Genomic DNA, 21,652 nt, shown 5'->3' on the forward strand with positions numbered 1-21,652 from the left:
CGGTGGCTGAGACACGTTCCGAGCCCCGAGAAGGTGCCTGGGCCACCGCCACCCCGGCGGTGGCTCAGGCAGGGCGCCGGCGGACATCGCGGAAGATCGAGGCCACCTGGTGGCTCGGATGTTCCGCGGTCCCGCCGAAGTCCCCGGACATCCGGGGACTTCGCAGAGCCGGACCTCCCGGCGGTACGCCGGCTGCACCGGGGGCGGACAGAGGAGGAGCCCGTCCCGGGGCGGGGACGGGCTCCTGGTCGGCCACGGTGACGGATCGGGGGCGTGCCCGCCACCGTGGACGTCGGGGTGGGGCTACCAGCCCCAGGACTCGCGCAGGCGGAGGCCGAAGGTGCTCTCCAGCGCGCTCACCTCGGAGTCGAGCTCGCGGCGCACGGTGAGCACGTCGCGCTGGTCGGGCCGGACCGCGGCCCGGTCGATGGGCCGGTAGAGCACCTTGTGCACCAGCGGTGAGCGCTTGACCGCGCCGACCAGGCGGGCGCCGTCGTGCTCGCGCACCCAGTCGGCGCCCTTGCGGACCGTGGCGGCGAGCACCACCGAGCGGGCCTTGGCGGCCGGCAGCTTGGCCTCGCGGTCCTTCTCGTCGAGCGGCTGGCGCGCGACGTCGAGGAAGTCGGTGACGCCGTCGAGGAAGCCCTGCGGGTCGGCCTCGAGGTCGTCGAAGAGCGCCACGTGCACGTGGTCGCGCGGGTAGAGCTCGAGGAATCGGTCGAGCCCCGTCGCGTAGCGCCCGTGCTCGAGGAGCTCGGGGCGGCTGCGGAGGGCCTCGGCGAAGGTGTCGGGGCCGATCCCGTGCTTGCGCATGTAGAGGTAGGAGGACCACGCGCGGTCGACCGGGTCGCGCAGGGAGACCATCACCTTCACGTCGCCGAGCGCGTCGTGGATGCGCTGGGCGGCGAGCGGGTGGAACAGGTAGTCCTGGCAGACCTCGCCGACGACCTTCTCCTCGCGCGCGTCCTTGAACTGCGCGGCGTACCAGTCGAGCCCGCGATCGTGGTAGCGGTCGAAGAAGTAGAGGTCCTTCGACGGCGTGAGGTAGACGTCGGGGTGCCTGAGGAGGGTCTCGTGCAGCCACGAGGACCCCGCCTTGTCGGGCCCGACGTACAGGAAGTTCGGCAACCGGCTCACGAGAGTCCCCTTCCGAATCGGCGTGCCATGGTGAGCATGCGCTGGTGGTCCCCCGGCCCGGCGACCGCGAGGGCGAGCCACGCGTGCGGGACGGCGGGGTGGCGGCGCAGGGCGCGCCCGGCGATGCGGGCGGCCGTACGACGCTCGCCCGCGTTGGCGCGGGCATAGGCGATCTGGCCGAGGATGCGGGCGTGCCCGCGCCGGTCGTCGCCGAAGTCGGGGTGCTTGGCCAGGAGGTACTCCAGGGCCGTCGCGGTGTTGACCCACCGGTCGCGGAACCACGACGGGATGTCCTTGCGGATGTCGGCCAGGGTCTCCGGGACGACGCCGACGCGGCCCACGCGGCTCGCGCGCAGCAGCCAGTCGTAGTCCTCGCCGTAGCCGTGGGGCAGGTCCTCGTCGTAGGGGCCGACGCTGTCGAAGGCCTCGCGGCGCATCATCAGGTTGGAGCTGTGCAGCTCCTTGACGCGGTTCTGCAGCAGCCGCTCGTGGCTCACCAGCTCGGCGGTCGCCGGCCACTCCACGTCGCCGCGCTCGCCGCCCATCAGCAGCCGGATGCCGGTGCCGACGACGAGCAGCGACGGGTCGGCGAGCAGCCGCTCGACCTGCTTGCGGACCTTGCCCGGCGCCCACAGGTCGTCGTCGTCGCAGCTGGCGACGAAGGTGCCGTGGGTGGCGGCGACCCCGGTGTTGCGGGCGCCGCACAGGCCGCGGGCGCGGGTGTTGACGGTGGTGCGGACCTGGCGGCCCGGACGCGAGAGCCCGGCGAGGCCGAGGTCCTCCGGCTCGCCGTCGTGGACGACGAGCACCTCCATCGGCCCCTCGTAGTCCTGGGCGACGATGGTGGCAAGCGTCTCGCGCAGCAGCTCGGGGCGTCCGTGCGTGGGGATCACCACGCTGACGAGCGGCGCTGTCGGGTCGGCCAGGGGTGCGGCGTGCTCTGCGGTCACGTCGTGGTCCTCCGTGTCGGGGCCGGTGCTGCCGCCACGGCCGCGGACGCGGCGTGCGGGGAGCGGTGGCCGGTGTAGCCGTAGTCGAGGAGCAGGGGCAGCGTCAGGCCGGTCACGACCGCCCGCGCCCCGGCGGGCATCTCCTCGGCCCACGCCTGGTCGGGCCGGAGCCGGACCACGCCGGAGCGGAAGCGCGAGGGGTTGCCGGACAGGCCGTGGCTGGGCTCGAGCAGGATCGCGCCGTCGTCGACGGCGGGAAGCTGCTCGGGCGACAGCGGCAGGCCCAGGGCGGTGGTCGCGTCGACGAGCGAGGCGACGGGGTGGGCGACGAAGTCCTCGTAGCGCAGCCGCGCGGTCGGTACGCCGCCCCAGCGCGCGATCGAGGCCATCTCCAGCTGCAGGCCGCTCCACTGCGCGGCGGCGCGGTGCGCCGGGATCCGCCACATCTGCTCCTCGCCACCCACGTCGTGGGGGCGGGAGACCTCGCGCTGCCACGACCAGGCCACGGCCCGCGGGTCGCGCACGATGTTGAGCACGCGCAGGTCGATGTCGGGCGAGCCGGCCAGCGCCTGTCCCAGCGCCGGCCCCTTGGAGGCGTCGACGACCACCCGCGAGCCGGTCACCTCGGCGACGGCGCGGTAGATCGCGGCGTAGTCGGCGCGCAGCGAGGCCAGCGCGGCCGACGGGGCCGACGTGCGCCGCGGGCGCGGCAGCCCCGGCAGCAGGGCCGGCAGGTGTCGCTGGCGGGCGGCGGCGCGGTGGGCGGTGCGGATGCGCTCGAGGACCTCCTCGGTCCAGCCGCCGAACGCGACCTCGCCGACGCTGGTCCACACCGGGCAGACCGAGAAGCGCTCCCCGCAGCCGCACAGCTCGTCGTGCGGGGCGACCGAGCGGGCGAGGTCGACGACCTCGCCGACGTTGACCCAGCCCGGGACCGCGCCCAGGACGCGCTCGACCAGGGTCGAGCCGGAACGGCCGAAGCCGCCGAGGTAGACGACGCTGACGCGTCCGGACCGTGCCCCCACCGCCCTGCTCCTACCGCTCGCCGGTCGGCAGCGCCGCCCGGCTCCGTCGGGGGCGCGGGATGCGGGGAGGCCGTCCGGCGGCGAGCTGGTCGAGCTCGCGAGCGGCGAGCGCCAGGGCCTCCTGGCGTGCGCGGTGACCGAGGTCGCCGGCGAGGCCGGCAGGCCCGAGGAGCAGGGTCGCCTCCACGTCGGAGAGGAAGCCGGCCAGGTCGGTGACGTGGCGGACGACGCCGACCTCTCCCACCACCGTGGCGAAGCGCTGCTGGTGGTCGTCGACGTGCTCGCCCAGGCGCGGGTCGCGCGGGACGCAGAGCGGGACGTGCCCCGCGGCCCGCGCGTCCATGATCGTGCCGGGCCCGCCGTGGCAGACCACGACGGACGCCTCGCGCACCAGGGCCTCGAGGACGTCGTGGGCCAGGAAGGGGTGGCCCTCGGCGACCTGCGGGGCGGGCGCGGAGCCGTGCTGCACCACGAAGCGGACGTCGGGGCGCCGGGCGGCGGCCGCGTCCATCCACTCCACCAGGCGCGGGAACGGGTGGTGGTCGGTGCCCGCGAGGGCCAGGACGAGGGCGCTCACAGCAGCGGTCCGACCAGGTGGGCGTCAGGGTAGAACTCCAGCTGGCTCTGCCACTGGACCAGGCGCCGGGTGGTGAAGGGGCCGCACAGGCGCCCCGTCATGGTCGGGGTGTCGACCCGGTCGTAGACCTCGATGAAGACGGTCGGGATGCGCATCATCCACGCGAGCACGAAGAACGGCACCGCGACGCCGGCGCCCGCGCTGACCACGAGCGCGGGCCGCTCGCGGCGCAGGACGTGGAGCGCGAGCACCGTGTTGCGCAGCAGGTTGGGGACGTTGCGGGTCGTCGGGTGGTGGGAGGCCTGCAGCCGCTCGCCCTCGAGCCGGTCGAGGACGTCAGGGGTGGCCGGGCACACCCACAGCCGCTCGCGTCCCTCCCACCAGGGCCGCAGCGCCAGCAGGTGCGCGAGGTGGCCGCCCTGGGTGCTGACCATCAGCACCGGGCCTTGTGGCGTCGCTTCGTGCTCCATGCCGTCAGGTTGGTGCACCGGCGCCCCGGACGACCCGGTGCGGGTCCGGGGATCCCCCATATTGAGGGTATGCAGGCAGCGCCCCGCTGGGGCCGCTCGCGCGGGCGGCGCGACGTACCTAGTGTCGAGGCATGGACTGGGGCACCGAGATCGGACGGCGCCGCCTGCTCGGCCTCGGTGCCGGGATGGCGGTGGCCGCCGTCGCGTCCTCGTGCAGCCGGACCACGTCGGCCGTGCCGGCCACGGTCACGCCCGAACCGACCCGCACCCGCGCCCCCTCGCCGTCACCCGCCGAGGCCCTCTTCCCCGGACAGCCGCCCGCCGGCGAGCTCTACTACGGCGCGTCCGTGCCGTTCCACCGCTCGCTCACCGGGTGGGAGGCCGAGCTCGGGACCCCGCTGGCGCTGAACCGCTCCTACTTCACCCCGCAGCGCAACGAGGCCGCCCAGCTGGTGGCGCGCTGCCGCGACGACCTCGCGCACGGGCGGCTCCCCCACGTGTCCACCAAGGCCGACGGCACCTGGGCCGACGTCGGCGCCGGCCGGCGCGACGCGTGGCTGGCCTCGATGCTCGCCCCGCTCGGGGCGCTCGGCGGCACGGTCCTGTTCACGCTGCACCACGAGCCGGAGAACGACGCGGGCGCGCCCGGCATGATGCCGGTCGACTTCACCGCGATGCAGCGCCGCGCGATCCGGATGGCGGCCGACCTGGCCCCCGACGTCGTCATCGCGCCGGTGCTGCAGCACTGGACCTTCGACCCCTCGCGCCACGACGTCGACCCGGGGCGCTGGCTGGTCCCCGAGGCGGCCGTCGCCGGGCTCGACGTCTACAACCCCTGGTCACCGGTCAACCGCAAGGAGTGGCGCAGCTTCGGCAGCAAGATGGACGAGGTCCGCGGCTGGTTCGAGGGCGTGCCGCTGGTGATCGGCGAGTACGGCTGCCGCGAGGACCCGGACAACCCGGGCCTGGCGGCGCAGTGGATCCGCGACGCCGCGACCTACGCCCGCGAGCACGGCATCGTGTCGATGTCGTACTTCAACTCCAGCCTCAACTCCCCGGAGGGCTCGTGGGAGATGACGCCGGCGATGGAGACCGCCTTCGCCGCCGAGCTGGCCTCCGACTGGGTGGCCCGCCCGGCCTGAGCGCCGCGACGGGCGTCTGGTCAGGGGCGCGGGTCGACGTCGATCACGACGTCGTCGATCTCGCCGTGGAACTGGTCGTCGTGGTCGCCCACGCCCGGGCTGCCGATGCGCACCGGGAGACCGGTGTGGACCGAGCCGGTCACGACCGGCTTGCGGTGCACGTCGCCGTCGACCTCGATGCTCAGCACGTCGGCGTCGCGGCGGCAGACCACCCGGTGCCAGGCGCCGTCGGAGACCGAGGTGCTGGAGCGGATCTTCACGATCTCGCCCTCGGCCCGCAGGATGCAGCTGGGCAGGCCCTCCTCGCCGTCGACCTGGAGCTTCCACTGGTCGCCGTCGGAGCCGTAGCGGCCGCTCTGCACGACGTTGGACCCGGCCGACGTCTCGTCCGGGGGGAGCCGGACGCTGGCGCCCCAGCTGAAGGGTGCGTCCCCCGGGTCGAGCGACGGGTCGGTCGGGACCTCGACCAGCGCGCGCGGGCAGCCGGTGGCGTCGGTGCAGGTGCCCGGGAACGCCACCGCCCCGCCGCGGCCGGTGCCGCCGGCGACGTCGCGCACCTCGCCGCCGTTGGCGGTCACGACCCGGCCGGTGATCAGCCCGCCCTGGGCGTCGCCGTACTCCGGCGAGCCGTCGAAGCCGGCCTGCACGTCGTCGAAGGACAGCCAGAGCTCCGCGCCTGCGGTCGCGACCGCGGGCGCGGGCGCCTGCGGGACCGACGCGCGGGTGCCGGTCGTGGTGCCGGACGCCCCGCACCCGACGGCGAGCAGCGCCAGCGCGACGAGCGCCGGGATCGTCGTCGGGGTGCGCGTGGAGGTCCTCACCGGACCAGCGCACACCATCCGCCACCCCTCCGGGGCGTGCCCCGCACCCCGGCTACCCCGAATTGGGGATGCCCGCCGACGGCGGCCGAACGACCCCCGTCGGCCGCCTAGCGTCAGTGCTCCGGCCCCCTGGGGGACCGGGTGGGGCGCAAGACAAAGGGGCGTGGGGATGAAGGTCCTCTACATCGTGGGCGTGGGCAGGTCTGGCAGCACGCTGCTGGAGCGGGTCCTGGGCGCGCAGCCGGGCTGGGTCAACGCCGGCGAGCTGAACGCGCTGTTCTCCCGCGTCGCCCGCCAGGACCAGCGCTGCGGCTGCGGCACGCCGTTCTCCGAGTGCCCGTTCTGGGTCGGGGTCGGCGCGCGCGCCTTCGGCGGCTGGGACGAGGTCACCGAGCAGGTGTCGCGGCTCCAGCCCCGGGTGGTGCGCCAGCGCTACGTCCCCCGGCTGCTGTCCGGGGCGATGGCGCCGGCGGCGCGGCGCGAGCTCGACGCCTACCTCGACGTCCACGCACGGCTCTACCGCGCGCTCGCCGAGGTCGCCGGCGCGGAGGTGGTCGTGGACGCCAGCAAGTCGACCGCCCAGCTCTTCGCGCTGCGCCGCATCGAGGGTCTCGACCTGCGCGTGCTCAACCTGGTGCGCGACCCGCGCGGCGTGGCCAGCTCGTGGAGCAAGTCCGGCATCCGCAAGCCCCAGTCGCGCGACGGCGAGTCGATGGGCACCTACTCCCCGCACCGCCTCGCGGTCCTCTGGGCCGCGCTCCAGGCCGAGTCGTCGGTCCTCGGGTCGGCCGCCGCCCACGCCACGCGCGTGCGCTACGAGGACCTGGTCGCCGCGCCCCGCACCACGGTGGAGCGCGCGCTGCGCGAGGTCGGCCTCCCCGCCGGGCCGGGTGCCCTCGACCACGTCGGCGACACCAGCGTCGACCTCGGGCCCAGCCACGGCGTCGCCGGCAGCCGCACCCGCTTCCTGCACGGTCGCATCGAGCTGCACCTCGACGACGCCTGGCACACCGCGCTGCCGCCGGTCTCGCGCCGCGTGGTCACCGCCATCACGCTCCCCCAGCTCCTCGCCCACGGCTACGTCGGCAGCGCCGCGGCCCGTGCGGGATCGGGGTCGGGGTCCGGGACCGCGCGATGAGCGTCGCCGCCCTGGTCCCCGCGCCCCGCGTCGCGGCCCACGCCCGCGAGCGCCGGCTGCTCGGACCCGGCTGGCCGCTGGCCGTGCTCTACCTCGGCTTCCCGCTGTGGTGGGCGCTGGGCCTGGCGCAGCTGATCTTCTTCGTCATGGCCGGCGCGATGGCGGTCATCCTGCGCCGCAAGGGTGCGCTCGTCGTGCCGCGCGGGTTCGCGCTCTGGCTGCTCTTCCTGGTCTGGATGGCCATCGGCGTGCTGGTCACCCACGCCCAGGCGCCCGACACCGTTCCCGGCGGCGGGCTGGGTCGCGTCGCCGGCTTCATGGTGTGGGCCGGCTGGTACGTCGCGGTCACGATCGCGATGCTCTACGTCGTCAACACCGCGCGCGAGCTGTCGACCCAGCGCGTGGTGCGCCTGATGGCCTACATGTTCGTGGTGACTACCTGCTTCGGCGTGGTGGCGATGCTCGCGCCGACGCTGGAGTTCAAGTCGCCGATGGAGCTGGTGCTGCCGCACAGCCTCACGTCGAAGAACTTCGTGCGGACGCTGGTCCACCCCTCGCTGTCGTCGTCGAGCGACTTCCTGGGCTACGTCCAGCCGCGCCCGACCGCGCCGTTCCCCTACTCCAACGCGTGGGGCAACAACATCGCGCTCTACCTGCCCTTCTTCATCCTCGCCTGGACCGGCCGCGACGCCGGCTGGCGCCGCAAGGCCGCGCCGTTCGTCCTGCTGGCCGCGATCTTCCCGATCACGTTCTCGCTCAACCGGGGGCTCTGGATCTCGCTGGGCTTCGCCGCGGTCTACGCCGCGGTCCGGCTCGCGGTCAACGGCCGCTACCGCGCGCTCCAGGCCCTCGTGGCCGGCCTCCTCGTCGGGAGCATCATCTTCGTGTCCTCCCCGCTCTACGACACCCTCGTGCTGCGCGTGGAGACGCCGCACAGCAACGGCCGCCGCGCCGGCACCGCCGAGACGGTGGTGTCGGTGACCGCGCAGGGCTCGCCGTTCGTCGGCTACGGCACGACCCGCACCATGCAGGGCAGCTTCAGCTCCCTGGCCGGCGGCGAGACCGCCCAGTGCCACCAGTGCGCCGCTCCCCCGCTCGGCACGCAGGGCTTCATGTGGCGCCTCGTGCTCACGACCGGGTTCGTCGGCACCCTGTTGTGCCTGGCGTTCTTCGCCCACCAGTTCCTGCGCCGCGCGCGTGGGCCGGCGCCGGTCGACGTGCTCGGCTGCACCGTCCTGATCGTCACGGTGCTCTGCTTCTTCGTCTACGACTCGCTCGGCTCGGCGATGTTCACCAGCATGATCGCCGTCGGCCTGATGGCCCGCGCCGACCTGCGCCGCGACGACCGCGACGACACCGACGACACCGAGACCGCCGAGGCGCACGCCTCCGCCCGCACCCCGGAGGTGGTGGCATGAGCACCCCGACCGCGTCCACGACGTACGCCGCCGAGGTCGCGCGGCTGCTGTGGCCCGAGCCCTGGGACGAGCCGCGGGTGACCCGCAGCCGCCGTCGCGCTCCGGAGGGGCGCCGCGACGTCTACCTCTTCCCCACCGTCGGACGTCCGCGCCTGCTCGTCCCGGCCGACCTGCCCGGCTCGTCGGTGATGGTACGCCGCCTGGGCGGGCCCCGCTCCGGGCTGGCGCGCCCTGCCCGGCGGGTGCTGGAGGCCTCGCTGCGCACCCGCGCCTTCCCGCTGCTCGGCTGGCCGCGGCTCACGGTGCAGGGCGGCGACCCGGCCGCCGACTCGATCGAGCGCCACCTCTCCGAGAGCCTCGGCACCGAGGTGCGGGTCGGTGTCCTGCTCGGCACCCGGCGGGTCAACCAGAAGCCCGTGCTCCAGGTCTTCGGCGCCGACGGCGCCGTGCTCGGTTACGCCAAGGTCGGCCACAACGACCTCACCGCCGACCTCGTGCGGCAGGAGGCGGCGGCCCTGGTCTCCGTCGCGGCGCAGCAGCCCCGGACGTTCGTCGTGCCGGAGGTGTTGCACCACGGTCGCTGGTCGGGCCTCGAGGTGCTGGTGATGTCGGCCCTGCCCACCGGCACGCGCGCCGGCACCGCGCAGCGCGTCGCCGCTGCCCGCGAGGTCGCCGACCTCGGCGGCCGCACGCAGACCACCGTCGCCACCGGCGACCACCTGACCCGCCTGCTCGGGCGGGTCCTGGGCGTCGAGGGCGACGCACGCGGCGAGCGGGTGCTCGACGCGGTGGAGACGCTCGCCGAGCGGCACGGCGACGACGTCGTCGAGCTCGGCGGCTGGCACGGCGACTGGGGACACTGGAACATGGGCGTCACCGACGGCGTGCTGCACGTGTGGGACTGGGAGCGGCACGAGCAGCACGTGCCCGTCGGCTTCGACGAGCTGCACTTCGCCGCCCAGGCCGTGCGCCCCGGGCAACGCGCCGCCGGGCAGCAGGAGCGCGACTTCCTCGCCTCGGTCGACGGCCGCCTCGCCGCCCTCGGCGTGCCGGCCGAGCGACGCCGGCTCACCCTCCTGCTCTACCTGGCCGACATGGCCACCCGCTACCTCGAGGCGCTCGAGCACGGCGCCACCCCCGCCCTCCGGCTCCGCACCGACTGGATCACCTCGCTCCTCGAGGTCCAGCTGGGCGAGCACCGACCCGTAACGAACGGAGCACCATGACCATCCGACGCTCGATGCCCCACCCCGTCAAGACCGCCGGCCGGGTGCTGTCGGTCGGCGTGGGCTCGGCCACCTCGACCCACCGCCAGCTGCCGACGTTCATCCTCGTCGGCGCCCAGCGCGCGGGCACCACGTCGCTCTTCCGCGCCCTGATGTCGCACCCGCTGATCCACTCGGCGAACTTCCACAAGGGCGTCAACTACTTCGACGTGAACTACCACCGCGGGTTCGACTGGTACCAGGGGCACTTCCCGCTCCGCGCCTCGCTCAAGGCCCGCGCCCGCGGCGTCGAGGGCGACCCGATCACCTTCGAGGCGAGCGGCTACTACATGTTCCACCCGTGCGCACCGGCGCGGATGGCCGAGCACCTGCCCGACGTGCGGGTCCTGGCGATGCTGCGCGACCCCGTCGAGCGGGCGTGGTCGGCCTACAAGCACGAGCACGCGCGCGGCTTCGAGACCGAGGAGTTCGAGCGGGCCCTCGACCTCGAGGACGAGCGGCTCGAGGGCCAGGCCGAGCGGATGCTCGCCGACCCGCTCTACCAGAGCGCCAGCCACCGCCACCACGCCTACGTCCGGCGCGGTCACTACGCCGAGCAGCTCGAGCGGATCGGCGAGCACTTCCCGCGCGAGCAGGTGCACGCGGTGGAGAGCGAGTCGTTCTTCGAGCACCCCGAGGAGACCTACGCCGGCATCCTGGACTTCCTCGGGCTGCCCCTCGTCATGCCGGAGAAGTTCGACCGCTGGAACGGCCGGCCCAGCGCCCCGATGGCCGCCGAGACCCGCGCCCGGCTGCGCGCGCACTTCGCCCCGCACGACGCGGCGCTGTCCGACATGCTGGGACGGCGCCTCGCATGGAGCTGACCGGCCCGGGGCTGCCGCTGGCGTCCGACTACGCCCGCTTCGTGCGCCGGCACGCCGCCCTGCTCCTCGGGCTCGTCGTCGTCGGCCTGCTGGCCGGCGCCGCCGTGGCGGCCGCGCAGCCCCGCGCCTTCTCCGCCAGCGCCTCGGTCGCGCTGACGCCCGTGCCGGTCTACGTGATGCCGACCGTCGACGAGCTCGCTCCGCCGGAGGTCAGCATCGACACCGACGCCCAGCTGCTGCGCAGCCCGGCGGTGCTGAAGGCCGTCGGCGAGGCCCTGCACGTGCCGGCCACCGACGCCGAGCAGCACCTGTCGGTGACCGCCTCCGCGGGCAGCCACGTGCTGCACGTCATCGTCACCGGCGCCGACCCGGACCGGGTGGCCCGCGCGGCCGACGCGGCCGCCGCCACCCTCCTCGACGTGCGTCGCGACGCCCTCGGGTCGCTGAGCAACGACCAGGTCCGGCAGCTGCGCTTCCTCGTGCTCGCGCAGGAGGCGCTGATCGCGCGCCAGCAGGCCAGGCGCGTCGTGGTCGCTGCGACCGACGACCTGTTCGCCGACCTGCAGGAGCTGCGCCTGCGCCTCGACGAGGTCCGCGACGCCCGCACCACCCCCGGCCAGGTCGTCGCCCCGGCGCCCGACCGGGCCGCCGCCGTCTACCCCAACACCGAGGTCCCGCTGACCTCCGGGGCAGCCCTCGGCCTGCTCGCCGGGTGCCTGGCCGGTGCCGCCGCGGACCGGCTGCGCGGACGCCTGCCGGCCGACCTCCCGGACCGTCTCCGGGCACGCCTCCCGTTCCACCCCGAGGAGAACGCACATGTCGCATGACCTCCCGCCCACGGCCCGCGCGCCGTTCGGCCGCGCACTGCGCCACCACGTCGCGCTGGTAGCGGTCCTGCTGGTGCTCGGCGCGGTCGGGGGCTGGCTCTACGCCGCCTCGGCCCCGGTGACCTACACCAGCACGACCCGGGTGCTCATCAACCCGTCGGTGGGCAACCCGTTCTCCTCGACCCCGTCCTCGGTGCGCCAGGACCAGGACACCAGCCTGGAGACCGAGGCGCAGATGGTGCGCTCCACCGAGGTGCTCGGCGCCGTGGTCGACCGCAGCACCGGCCTGACGGTCGCCGGCGTGGCCCGGCGCCTGCAGGTGAGCGTCCCGCCGAGCACGCAGATCCTCGAGATCTCGTTCTCGGCCGACGACCCGGAGCTGGCCCGTCAGGTCACCGACGCCGTGGCGAGCGCCTACCTGGCCAACCGCGACGCCCGCTTCAAGACCGTGCAGGACGAGCGCGTCGGGCGCCTGGAGACGCAGACCGTGCGCACCGTGGAGGACCTCCGCTCGGCCACGACCGCCGCGCAGAAGGGCACCGCCGCGCAGAAGGCGTTCAACAACGAGCTCGCCGACGCCCTGCGCAACGAGCTGGTCAACCTGCGCGCCCAGCGCACCGCGCTGGAGAACCTCACCGCCCCGGCCGGCACCGTCGTCTCGCCGGCCTCCCGCCCGGCGGGAGCGCCGCTGCTGACCACGCTGGTGCCGCCGGTCGGCGGCGCCGTCGCGGGCCTCGTCGTCGGCTGCCTGCTGGCCCTGCTGCTCGAGCGGGCGCGGGGCACGGTCCGCTCGGCCGCCGAGGTCCGCCAGGCCGGGTTGGTCGTCACCGCGGCGGTGCCCCGTCACCACCTCTGGCAGCGCCGGCGCCCCGAGGCCCGGCGCGAGCTCGTCGACGTCGCCGTACGACGCCTGCGCGCCACGCTCCTCGAGCTCGACCCCCGGCCCGACGTGCTCGCGGTGGTCGGGACCAGCCCGGACACTATCGACGCCAGCGCGGCGGAGGCGCTCGCCGGCAGCTTCACGCGGGCCGGTCACCGCGTCGTGCTCGTCCGGCCTGCGCAGGGCCCCGGTGACGGCGAGGTCGCCGTGGAGGAGCACGGGCTGGCCCAGCTGCTGCTCCACGAGCGGCTCGACGTGCACGACGTCCTGCGCCCGACGGTCGAGCCGCTGCTCAGCGTCCTGGACGGGGGCGGGATGGGCCCCGACAGCCGGGAGCTGCTCAGCGTCGAGCGGGTCCGCGGCATCCTCGCGCCGCTGGTCGAGGAGGGCCACGTCGTGGTCGTCCACGTGCCCGACGCCGACTCCCCCGACAGCGACGCCTACCTCGGCGCCGCCGACCTCGGCGTCGTCGTCGTCTCGGCCGGACGCAGCCGCCGCCGCCGGGTCGACGACCTGGCCCGGGCCGCCGCGCGGAGCGGCGCTCCGCGGGTGGCGCTGGTGGTGGGTCCGCGCGACCTCGAGCACCGCACGCGCCCGACCCGCGACGCCGAGGCGTCCACGAGCTCGACCACGACGCCCGGCACGAAGGGCGCGAGCGGCGCGGGAGCCAAGGACGTCAAGGACGTCAAGGGCACCAAGGGGGCCTCCGCGACGCCGCAGGACCCGAAGGCCCGGTCGGGCCGGTGAGCGCCCCGTCCGCGGCGCAGGACGCCCCGCCCCACGAGCACGCCGGCCAGCTCCAGCGGCTGGCCCGGCGCGGCACCGTCAGCGTCATCGGCGCCGGCTTCAGCGGGGTCTTCGGGGTCGCGCTGGTCGTCATCGTCACCAACGGCTTCTCCCAGGCGGTCGCCGGGACGCTGTTCGCCGCCACGGCGGCGTTCCTGATCCTCGAGTCGGTCGCGCTCCTCGGCACCGACACCGGCCTGGTGCGCTGGCTGCCGACGCACCTGGCGTCGGGGCGCGCCGGCGACGTCCGGCGCACGCTCGTCGTGGCGATGGCGCCGGTCCTGGTGTTCTCCCTCGTGGTGGGTGCCGCGATGCTGCTCGCGGCCCCGACCCTCGCGCCCCACCTCGTCGGCGACGAGCAGGCCGGCACCATGACCGGGATGCTGCGCGTGCTCGCGCTGGTCCTGCCCGTGGCGGCCCTGCACGACCTCGTCGTCGCCGCCACCCGCGGCGCCGGGTCGATGCGACCGACCGTCGTCGTGGAGAACATCGGGCGGCTCGGGCTGCAGGCCGTCCTCGTGCTGCTCGCCTGGGTCCTCGGGGGCGGCACGACGATGCTCGCCCTCGCGTGGGCCTTCGCCTACGTGCCGGGGCTGCTGGTCTCCTCCCTGTGGCTGGCCCGGCTCGTCCGCCGCCGCTCCCACGGGCACGCACCCACCGCCGGCTGGTCGGAGATCGCCCACGAGTTCTGGTCCTACACCGCCGCGCGCGGCATCGCCCGCGTCACCCAGACGGCGTTGAAGCGCTCCGACATCGTCATGGTCGCCGCGCTCGCCGGCCCGGCGGAGGCGGCCCTCTACACCGCCGCGAGCCGCTTCATCGTGCTCGGGCAGCTCTTCGTGCAGTCGGTCCAGCAGGCCCTCTCCCCGCAGATGAGCACGCTGTTCGCCCGGGGCGAGGACCGCGCCGCCAACACGGTCTTCCAGGCCGCCACCCGCTGGAGCATGATCGCGAGCTGGCCGCTCTACCTCGTCCTCGCCGCCTGGGCCCCGCTGCTGATGGAGGTCTTCGGCGAGGGCTACTCCGAGGCCTCGGAGGTCGTGGTCATCCTGTCGCTCACCATGCTGCTCGCGACCGCCTGCGGGCCGGTCGACTCGGTGCTGCTGATGGCCGGGCGCAGCTGGCTGAGCCTGCGCAACAGCGCGATCGCGCTCGCGGTCAACGTGGGCCTCAACTTCGTGCTGATCCCGCTCGACGGCATCCGCGGCGCGGCGACGGCCTGGGCGGTGGCCATCGTGGTGCGCAACCTGCTCCCCCTGCTGCAGGTGCGCCGTCAGCTCGCCATGTGGCCGGTCACCCGTCCTGCGCTGAGCGTCGGCGCCGCCGCCGTCGGGTGCTTCGGCCTGGTCGGGCTGGTCATGCTCGCGCGCGACCCCGGGCCGGTCGCCGACGCCTCGCTGACGGCCGTGGCCCTCGCGGCCTACCTCGCGCTCGTGTGGTCGTGGCGCGAGGTGCTGGGGCTGTCGGCGTTCCGGTCCGCCCTGCGCCGCCGTGAGCGTGCCCGCGCCCCGGGTCCCCGCCGGGTCCTGAGCGAGCCGCGCGACCCCGCGCGGAGTTCACCAAACGGGGGCTGGAGGGCCACCGGGAGTGCCGCCTACGTTGCGGGGAGCCCCGCGCCGGCGGGCCTCGACGCACCCCGGGGGGACACATGACCACACCCAGCAGGCTCGTGGCGGCGCTGACCGCGACGGCAGCGGCAGCCTCCGGCCTCGCGGCCGCGACCAGCGCCCCCGCGACGGCGGCCCCGACCGACGTCGTCATCAACGAGATGATGTTCCACGCCGTGTCCGACCTCGACGGCGACGACTACCTCGAGCTGCTCAACACCGGCACCGCCGCGGTGGACCTGTCGGGCTGGAGCTTCTCGGGCATCACGCTGGCGCTGCCTGCCGGCACCAGCATCGGCCCCGGCGCGTACCTCGTCGTCGCCAAGGACGCCGTCCAGTTCCAGGCCTCCTACGGCTTCGCGCCCGACGCCGTCTACGGCGGCAACCTCTCCAACTCCGGCGAGACCATCACCCTCAAGGACGCCACCGGCACCACCATCGACACCGTCGCCTACGGCGAGGCCGACCCCTGGCCGGTCAAGGCCGACGGCACCGGACCTTCCCTCGAGCTCGTCGACGCCACCCTCGACAACAACGACGCGCTCAACTGGGCGGCCGCCACCAACGCGTCCGGGCGCACCCCGGGCGCCGCGAACTCCGTGCGTCGCTCGGGCCTGGGCCCGCGCGTCACCGGCGTCACGCCGAGCACGACGACGCCCGCGGCGGGCGAGGCGGTCACCGTCACCGCCACCGTCACCGGCCAGACCAGCGCGACCCTGCGCTACCGCACCGACTTCGCCGCCGAGCAGTCCGTGCCCATGACCAGCACCGGCGGCGACACCTACGCCGCCAGCATCCCGGGCGCCGCGGCCGGACACCTCCTGCGCTACCGCGTCGAGGCCACCAACGCCGTCGCCACCACCCGCTCGCCCCGCATCGACGACACCGTGACCTACCGCGGCGTCGTGGTGCCCAGCGGGATCAGCAGCCCGGTCCCGCAGTGGGAGTGGTTCATCTCCCCCACCGACTACACCCAGCTGACCAGCAACCCGACGGCCGACCTCACCCGCTACGGCGCGATCGCCTACGACGGGCGCGTCTACGACAACGTCGAGATGAGGATCAAGGGCCACGCCTCGCAGACCGACCCGAAGGTGAGCTGGAAGTTCAAGACGCCCTCCGGCTACGACTTCGACCTGCCTGGCCTCTTCGTCGAGCCGGTCGACGAGATCGACATGCAGGCCGACTGGAGCGACCGCTCGCACGGCCGCGCGATCCTGTCGTGGGACGCCTACCGCCGCGCCGGCTTCCCCGACCACACCATGTTCCCGGTGCGCACGCAGCGCAACGGCGCCTTCCAGGGCCTCTACAACCTCCAGGAGACCTACGACGGCACCTGGCGCGAGCGCGAGGGCTTCGACGACGACCAGTTCTTCGAGGCCGAGACCAGTGCCTTCTCGACGCGCTCCATCACCACGCAGTTCTCCAAGAAGGCGCCTGACGAGACCGACTTCGCCCCGATCAGCGCGTTCGTCAGCGGTGTCCGGCTCACCGGCGCCGCCCAGCGCAGCTACCTGCTCGCCAACGCCGACATGCCGCAGATGATCAACTACGCCGCGGTCACCGCCATCGTCGAGCACCACGACTCCTCGTCGAAGAACTTCTACCTCGTGCAGGACTCGGTGACCGGTCGCTGGCGGATCCTCCCGTGGGACCTCGACCACACCCTCGGCAACGGCTGCTGCAACGTCGAGAGCACCTTCGTCACCCCCGCTGAGCCGGGCGACAACACCAGCGCGCTGATGCGCGCAGTGCTGGCCGACCCCACGTGGCGCGCGATGTACTTCCGCCGGCTGCGGACGCTCGTCGACGACCTGCTCGCCCCCGGCCGGATGGAGGCGCTCTACGACTCCCGCCTCGGGCCGGCGCAGCCGGTGGCCGCCCTCGACTACGCCGCGTGGCCCTACCCCGGGAGCCCGGTCGACTACCCGACCTTCCGCAAGCGGCTCGTGAACGACCTCAACGCCCGCCGCACCGTCTTCGCGACCGACTCGCGCGTGCCGCCCGCCCAGGCCGCGGCTCCCGCCGTCGTGATCGACGAGGTCCAGCACGCCCCCGCCAGCGGTGACACCGCCGGGTTCGTGGAGCTCTACAACCCCGGCACCCAGGCCGTCGACCTGTCCGGCTGGCGCCTTGGCGGGTCCGCGACCGCGACCCTCCAGCCCGGCACCGTGGTGCCGGCGCGCTCGGCCCTGACCGTCGTCGCCTCCGACCCCTCCTTCCGCACCGCCTACGGCACCGGCGTGTTCGTGGCCGACCGCTACGCGGGCTCCCTCCCCGACGCCGGGACGCTGACCCTCACCCGCGCCGACGGCTCGCTCGCCGACACCGTCACCTACGGCGGCGCCGGCTGGCCGGTGCCCACCGCCGGGCAGTCGCTCGAGCTCCTCGACCCGGCCGCCGACAACGACGACGGCGCGTCGTGGGTCCTCTCCAGCGGCTCCGGCACCCCGGGGGAGCCGCGCAGCACGGGGCCGGTGGTCACCGCCCCCGGCGCGCCGGTGGTGGGCACCGCCACCGCCGGCAGCTCCAGCGCCACCCTCACCTGGACCGCCCCCGCCGACGACGGCGGCTCGGCGATCACCGGCTACCTGGTCCGGGTCGTCGACACCACCGGCACCCAGGTCGGCGCGCTGCGACCGACCGGCGCCGGCGCGACCAGCCTGACGGTCACCGGCCTCGCCAACGGCACGACGTACCGCCTGCAGGTCGCGGCGACCAACGCCGTCGGCACCGGGTCCTCCTCCGCGCTCTCCAACGCCGTGACGCCGTCCAGCGCCGCCACGGTGCCCGGCGCGCCCGTCATCGGGACCCCGGCCCAGGGCACGGCCGGCGGGACGCTCAGCGCCATCGCCCGCTGGACCCCGCCCACCACCAACGGCGGGTCCGCGATCACGGGCTACCGCGTGATCGCCCTCCGGATGAGCTCCGCGGACCCCGACGCCACCGTGCTGGGCACCCAGACCTCCCGGGTGCTCGGACCCAACGTCAAGCAGTACGACTACACCCTCGCTGCGGGCACCTACCGCTTCCAGGTCGTGGCGATCAACGCCGTCGGCACCGGCGCGCCCTCGGCACGCTCGGCCGCCGTCGTGCCGCGTTGACGCCGCTCCCGCAGTCCTCACCAGCGGGTTTCCCGAAATTTGACACCGCGGGTAAAGACTCCCGTACCGTTCTGCCGGTCCTTCGTGCGCGCCCCCACCCCCCGGGCGCGTGAGCGCCCCCACCCCGGCGCAGGGGACCCCTCGACCGTCCCCCGAAAGGTCCGAGCTCGTGCAGTCCCTGTCTCGTCGATCCCTGTTCCGGCTCTCCGGCGCCGCCGTCGGTGCTGCCGGCATCGCCGGAGGCGTCCTGCCGCCGGCCGAGGCCGCGCGCAAGCGTCGCAAGGTCCGTGCCTGGCTGTCCGCGAGCACCGTGGCGCCGGGCGAGCTGCTGACCCTCACCATCGTCGAGCGGCTCGAGCAGCCCCGCCGGATCCGGGTGAAGGACAGCAGCGGCCTGGTCTGGACCCGCGCCTCGCGCCGCCGCCGCTCGCAGGTCTGGACCGCGCGCCCGACCGAGCCCGGCAGCGGCGTGGTCACCGTCGTGGTCCGGCGCAAGGACGGACGCGTCTTCCGCCGGCACGAGGCCTACGAGGTGGTCGGCACCACCGAGACCCCCGTGCCCCTCACGGCAGCCCTCATCGGGATGAGCGCGCCCGCGCCGCAGTGGGGCCAGCGGGTCGCGCAGGTCGGCCCCGGCCTCGGCGCGCGGCGGATCTTCGCCGACCTCGCCGACGGCGCGGACAGCCAGATCCGGCTCGTGGAGGAGGCGCACGCGGCGGGCATGCTGCCGGTCATCTCCTACAAGGTCGGCGGCGACGTCGCCGGCGCGGTGGCCGGACGCTACAACGCCGTCGCCCAGCAGGCGGCGGCCCGGCTCGCGTCCTACGGGCTGCCCACGGCCGTGACCTTCTGGCACGAGCCCTACGGCGACATGACCGGCGAGCAGTACGCCGCCGCGAGCCGCCAGATCCTCCCCGCCTTCAAGCAGGGCCAGCTCAAGGTCGGCCCGTTGCTCAACGGCTGGCTGCTGGACAACCAGCTCGACACGTTCTCCTCGTTCTGCCCCGACGACCTGTTCTCGCTGTGGGACTGGTTCGGCATCGACACCTACGAGTCCGGCACCCTGGCGGCCCCCGGTGCGGCCAAGCCGGCCCAGCGCCTGCCCGCACTGTCGGCCTACGTCGCCTCGCGCGGCCACGCCACGATGCCGCTCGGCGTCGGCGAGTACAACGGCTACTCCGCGGCGACCATCGCTGCGGCGGGCCAGGCCATCCTGGACACCCCCCACGTGTGGTTCGGGTGCATGTGGAACTCCACCGAGGGCAAGGGCTACGTCCTCGAGGGCGAGCGCCTGGTGGCCTTCCAGCAGACGCTCGCCGTGGCCCGGGCCCGGCGGGCCCAGGGCCTCGGCGGACGCATCGAGGTCGCCGGACCCTGACCCCGGCCCTGGCTCTGGCTCTGGCTCCGGGGAGGCGTCAGCGGCGCCGGCCGCTGCGGACCCGCGCCGCGGCGAGCGTGCCGCGGAAGGCGGTCAGCCGGTCGCCGCTGAGGGCCACCCCCTTGCCGCCCGTGCTGTTCCACAGGCACCCGAACCAGACGTTCGACGTCCCGAGCAGGGCGTTGCCGGTGTCGGTGATCGTCTGGGCGCTGTAGCCGTTGTACTCGCCGACGCCGAGGGGCATCGTGGCGAACCCCCGCTGGGTGAGGAACGTCCGCGCGGCGCCGATGCGCGGTGCCGGCTTGGCGGCACCCGGGTTGCTCATCGTGCCGGACTCGTAGGTGTCGATGCCGAAGAAGTCCCACAGGTCGAGCAGCTCGGCGGGCGCGTACTGGGCGAACGTCGAGACCTGGCGGTCGAGCAGGAAGCCGTTGAGGAGCGGGCCCACCCGCAGCGTGGCGCCGCCGCGCTGGAGGATCGGGACGATCCGCCTCTGGGCGGCGACGTACTGCGCCGGCGTCATGTTGCCGTGCGGCTCGTGCCAGAAGGTCACAGCCGTGGGCTTGCCGAGGGCAGCGAGCTGCGCCGCCGCCTCCGCCGCCACGTCGTCGTACCGCCCGGCGAGGGTGTCGGCGATCGACCCGCCGGCCTTGTAGGACACGACCGGCAGCTGGCCGGCGGCGTGGGCGGCCCGCACCAGCGCCAGCTGCGACGTCGGTCCGCCGGCCAGGTCGGCGAAGATGCGGCGGGCGCCGAGGCCGGCGCCCACCTCCGCGGACCGGGTCGCCCACTGGCGGGCCGGGGTGCTCATCCCGATGAGCGGGACGACCCCGGCCAGGGCGGCCTCGACGCCGGGGTCGGTGCCGAGCTCGGTGCCGAGCTCCGTGCCCGGGTCGGTCGCGGGGTCGGTCGCGGGGTCGCCCGCGAGGACGGTGCCCGGGTCGGCGCCGGGGTCGGTGCCGGGGGCGGGACGCCAGGTCGTGGCGCCGGCGGGTGCCACCAGGGCGGACGCACCGGCGACTCCCGCGCCGCTGGCGCCGAGGAGCTGGAGGACATGACGACGAGAGAGGGGTTCCATGGGACCTTCCGAGGTCGGCGTGGCACGCAGCCGGGCGCGCGAGGGCACCGGCCGACCACGCCGCTGGGGGACGAGGGGCGAGACATCCCGAGACGGATGCCGGCTTGACGCCTCCACCGACGGATCAGTTCCCCCGTGCCGGTGGACGACTCACGCCAAACCACCGGCAGTCCACCCCAGCCCGACGAGGGCGTCAAGTCGCCGGGACCGGTCCGTGGGACGGCCCGGAGACGTCACCGGACGTGACCCGGGAGGGGTCACGTCCGGTGTCTCGGCGCGGGTCGCAGGCGGTGTCGCACGCGTGTGAACGGGCGTCAGCACAGCGTGCGGCAGGAGGGGTTCAGCGGCGTCCGCGGCGGCGAGCCCGCCTGGCGCGGGCCTTCTGCAGGGTGCCCTGGAAGGCGGACAGGCGGTCACCGCTGAGCTCGACGCCCTTGCCGCCGGTGGTGTTCCAGAGGCAGCCGAACCACACGCCGGGGGTGTCCATGAGGACGTTGCCGGTGTCGGTGATCGACTGCGCCGAGTAACCGTTGTACTCGCCGATGCCGAGCGGCAGGTCGACACCACGCTGGGCGAGGAACGCCTTGGCGGCGGGGATCCGGGACGCGGGCTTCACCGCACCCGGGTCGTCCATGGTGCCGGCCTCGTAGGTGTCGAGGCCGAACCAGTCCCACTTCCGCAGCAGCGCGTCGGGGGCGTACTGGGCGAAGAGGTCCGCCTGGCGGTCGAGCAGCCAGCCGTTGAGCAGCGGGCCGACCTTGAGCCGGCGACCGCCGCGCTTGAAGATCGGCACGAGGCGCATGCTGGCCGCGACGTACTGCTCGGGCGTCATGTTGCCGTGGGGCTCGTGCCAGAAGGTGACGGCCGTGTGCTTGTCGAAGGACGCCAGCCTCGCGGCGGCCTCCGCAGCGGCGGCGTCGAAGCGCCCGGCGAGGACGTCCTCGATCCGGCCGCCGGCCTTGTAGGAGACGACCGGGAGCTGGCCCGCGGCGTGTGCCTCGCGGACGAGGGAGAACTGGGAGGACGGGCCGGCGGCGAGGTCGGCGAAGATGCGGCGGGCGCCGATGCCGTCGCCGACGGCCGCGTGCTTGGACGCCCACTCCTCGACGGGGGCGCTCATGCCGATGAGCGGGACCCCGAGCCGGCTGATGCTCCGGATGCCGGTGCGCCGCCCCTGGCCACCTCCCTCCCGCCGGGTCGGTGCGGCCAGGCCGGCGGGGACGCC

The 21,652-nt window shown here is 74.7% G+C and carries 18 protein-coding genes; 10 read left to right on the forward strand and 8 right to left on the reverse strand.

From position 1 onward, the window contains the following. Positions 1 to 303: 303 nt before the first annotated feature. From ACFFJG_RS05825 to ACFFJG_RS05845, 5 genes are read right to left on the reverse strand one after another with little or no spacing between them, the layout of a single operon-like run. Complete coding sequence (locus tag ACFFJG_RS05825; RefSeq protein ID WP_378517655.1) at positions 304 to 1,137, reverse strand: sulfotransferase family protein; 834 nt, start codon at positions 1,135 to 1,137, stop codon at positions 304 to 306. Beyond that, positions 1,134 to 2,087 carry a glycosyltransferase family 2 protein gene (locus ACFFJG_RS05830; RefSeq protein ID WP_378517656.1) on the reverse strand — a complete coding sequence of 318 codons (954 nt, stop codon included), beginning with the start codon at positions 2,085 to 2,087 and terminating at the stop codon, positions 1,134 to 1,136. The genes ACFFJG_RS05825 and ACFFJG_RS05830 overlap by 4 nt, the downstream gene beginning before the upstream one ends. Then, positions 2,084 to 3,112: a sulfotransferase gene (locus ACFFJG_RS05835; protein ID WP_378517657.1), complete on the reverse strand. Its 1,029-nt coding sequence runs from the start codon at positions 3,110 to 3,112 to the stop codon at positions 2,084 to 2,086. Before ACFFJG_RS05835 ends, ACFFJG_RS05830 begins: the two co-directional genes overlap by 4 nt. Positions 3,113 to 3,122: 10 nt before the next feature. After that, positions 3,123 to 3,689, reverse strand: a complete 567-nt coding sequence (locus tag ACFFJG_RS05840; protein WP_378517658.1) for a glycosyltransferase — start codon at positions 3,687 to 3,689, stop codon at positions 3,123 to 3,125. After that, positions 3,686 to 4,159 (reverse strand): UDP-N-acetylglucosamine--LPS N-acetylglucosamine transferase, encoded by a 474-nt coding sequence (locus ACFFJG_RS05845; RefSeq protein WP_378517659.1) that lies wholly within the window; start codon positions 4,157 to 4,159, stop codon positions 3,686 to 3,688. The genes ACFFJG_RS05840 and ACFFJG_RS05845 overlap by 4 nt, the downstream gene beginning before the upstream one ends. Before the next feature lie 131 nt (positions 4,160 to 4,290). On the opposite strand from ACFFJG_RS05845, the gene ACFFJG_RS05850 reads away from it, so the two are divergent. Next, positions 4,291 to 5,301, forward strand: coding sequence for a glycoside hydrolase family 5 protein (locus ACFFJG_RS05850; protein ID WP_378517660.1), 1,011 nt, complete (start codon positions 4,291 to 4,293; stop codon positions 5,299 to 5,301). A gap of 20 nt (positions 5,302 to 5,321) precedes the next feature. On the opposite strand, the gene ACFFJG_RS05855 is transcribed toward ACFFJG_RS05850, so the two are convergent. Further along, entirely contained in the window at positions 5,322 to 6,122 is an 801-nt protein-coding gene (locus ACFFJG_RS05855; RefSeq protein ID WP_378517661.1) for a LamG-like jellyroll fold domain-containing protein, read from the reverse strand. Between the two features lie 169 nt (positions 6,123 to 6,291). Here ACFFJG_RS05855 and ACFFJG_RS05860 point away from each other — a divergent pair, with 169 nt between their 5' ends. The 9 genes from ACFFJG_RS05860 (at position 6,292) to ACFFJG_RS05900 (ending at position 19,349) form a co-directional block, all read left to right on the forward strand. Beyond that, positions 6,292 to 7,260, forward strand: coding sequence for a sulfotransferase (locus ACFFJG_RS05860; protein WP_378517662.1), 969 nt, complete (start codon positions 6,292 to 6,294; stop codon positions 7,258 to 7,260). Continuing rightward, on the forward strand, positions 7,257 to 8,678 hold the full coding sequence (locus ACFFJG_RS05865; RefSeq protein ID WP_378517663.1) for a hypothetical protein: 1,422 nt from the start codon (positions 7,257 to 7,259) through the stop codon (positions 8,676 to 8,678). Before ACFFJG_RS05860 ends, ACFFJG_RS05865 begins: the two co-directional genes overlap by 4 nt. Beyond that, on the forward strand, positions 8,675 to 9,904 hold the full coding sequence (locus tag ACFFJG_RS05870; RefSeq protein ID WP_378517664.1) for a hypothetical protein: 1,230 nt from the start codon (positions 8,675 to 8,677) through the stop codon (positions 9,902 to 9,904). The genes ACFFJG_RS05865 and ACFFJG_RS05870 overlap by 4 nt, the downstream gene beginning before the upstream one ends. Beyond that, positions 9,901 to 10,767, forward strand: a complete 867-nt coding sequence (locus tag ACFFJG_RS05875; protein WP_378517665.1) for a sulfotransferase family protein — start codon at positions 9,901 to 9,903, stop codon at positions 10,765 to 10,767. Before ACFFJG_RS05870 ends, ACFFJG_RS05875 begins: the two co-directional genes overlap by 4 nt. Beyond that, the gene (locus ACFFJG_RS05880; RefSeq protein WP_378517666.1) at positions 10,758 to 11,594 is read left to right on the forward strand and encodes a hypothetical protein; all 837 of its coding nucleotides are present in this window, start codon (positions 10,758 to 10,760) and stop codon (positions 11,592 to 11,594) included. Before ACFFJG_RS05875 ends, ACFFJG_RS05880 begins: the two co-directional genes overlap by 10 nt. Beyond that, positions 11,584 to 13,221: a Wzz/FepE/Etk N-terminal domain-containing protein gene (locus tag ACFFJG_RS05885; RefSeq protein ID WP_378517667.1), complete on the forward strand. Its 1,638-nt coding sequence runs from the start codon at positions 11,584 to 11,586 to the stop codon at positions 13,219 to 13,221. The genes ACFFJG_RS05880 and ACFFJG_RS05885 overlap by 11 nt, the downstream gene beginning before the upstream one ends. Then, positions 13,218 to 14,912, forward strand: a complete 1,695-nt coding sequence (locus ACFFJG_RS05890; RefSeq protein WP_378517668.1) for a flippase — start codon at positions 13,218 to 13,220, stop codon at positions 14,910 to 14,912. The genes ACFFJG_RS05885 and ACFFJG_RS05890 overlap by 4 nt, the downstream gene beginning before the upstream one ends. Further along, positions 14,909 to 17,971 (forward strand): lamin tail domain-containing protein, encoded by a 3,063-nt coding sequence (locus ACFFJG_RS05895; RefSeq protein WP_378517669.1) that lies wholly within the window; start codon positions 14,909 to 14,911, stop codon positions 17,969 to 17,971. The genes ACFFJG_RS05890 and ACFFJG_RS05895 overlap by 4 nt, the downstream gene beginning before the upstream one ends. Positions 17,972 to 18,140: 169 nt before the next feature. Then, positions 18,141 to 19,349 carry a hypothetical protein gene (locus tag ACFFJG_RS05900; protein ID WP_378517670.1) on the forward strand — a complete coding sequence of 403 codons (1,209 nt, stop codon included), beginning with the start codon at positions 18,141 to 18,143 and terminating at the stop codon, positions 19,347 to 19,349. Between the two features lie 37 nt (positions 19,350 to 19,386). Here the strand turns inward: ACFFJG_RS05900 and ACFFJG_RS05905 are convergent, their stop codons facing one another. Continuing rightward, positions 19,387 to 20,427: a hypothetical protein gene (locus ACFFJG_RS05905; RefSeq protein WP_378517671.1), complete on the reverse strand. Its 1,041-nt coding sequence runs from the start codon at positions 20,425 to 20,427 to the stop codon at positions 19,387 to 19,389. A 340-nt stretch (positions 20,428 to 20,767) separates the two neighbouring features. Further along, on the reverse strand, positions 20,768 to 21,652 hold an 885-nt coding region (locus tag ACFFJG_RS05910; RefSeq protein ID WP_378517672.1), incomplete at its 5' end, for a hypothetical protein.

The sequence above is a fragment of the Nocardioides zeicaulis genome (assembly GCF_042432345.1).
Lineage (GTDB): Bacteria > Actinomycetota > Actinomycetes > Propionibacteriales > Nocardioidaceae > Nocardioides > Nocardioides zeicaulis.

What these genes read in the sequence shown, in the direction of transcription:
- ACFFJG_RS05845 (WP_378517659.1), bottom strand. Translation starts at nt 4,159, where the DNA reads ATGGAGCACGAAGCGACGCCACAAGGCCCGGTGCTGATGGTCAGCACC.
- ACFFJG_RS05850 (WP_378517660.1), top strand. Translation starts at nt 4,291, where the DNA reads ATGGACTGGGGCACCGAGATCGGACGGCGCCGCCTGCTCGGCCTCGGT.
- ACFFJG_RS05860 (WP_378517662.1), top strand. Translation starts at nt 6,292, where the DNA reads ATGAAGGTCCTCTACATCGTGGGCGTGGGCAGGTCTGGCAGCACGCTG.
- ACFFJG_RS05865 (WP_378517663.1), top strand. Translation starts at nt 7,257, where the DNA reads ATGAGCGTCGCCGCCCTGGTCCCCGCGCCCCGCGTCGCGGCCCACGCC.
- ACFFJG_RS05870 (WP_378517664.1), top strand. Translation starts at nt 8,675, where the DNA reads ATGAGCACCCCGACCGCGTCCACGACGTACGCCGCCGAGGTCGCGCGG.
- ACFFJG_RS05875 (WP_378517665.1), top strand. Translation starts at nt 9,901, where the DNA reads ATGACCATCCGACGCTCGATGCCCCACCCCGTCAAGACCGCCGGCCGG.
- ACFFJG_RS05880 (WP_378517666.1), top strand. Translation starts at nt 10,758, where the DNA reads ATGGAGCTGACCGGCCCGGGGCTGCCGCTGGCGTCCGACTACGCCCGC.
- ACFFJG_RS05885 (WP_378517667.1), top strand. Translation starts at nt 11,584, where the DNA reads ATGTCGCATGACCTCCCGCCCACGGCCCGCGCGCCGTTCGGCCGCGCA.
- ACFFJG_RS05895 (WP_378517669.1), top strand. Translation starts at nt 14,909, where the DNA reads ATGACCACACCCAGCAGGCTCGTGGCGGCGCTGACCGCGACGGCAGCG.
- ACFFJG_RS05905 (WP_378517671.1), bottom strand. Translation starts at nt 20,427, where the DNA reads ATGGAACCCCTCTCTCGTCGTCATGTCCTCCAGCTCCTCGGCGCCAGC.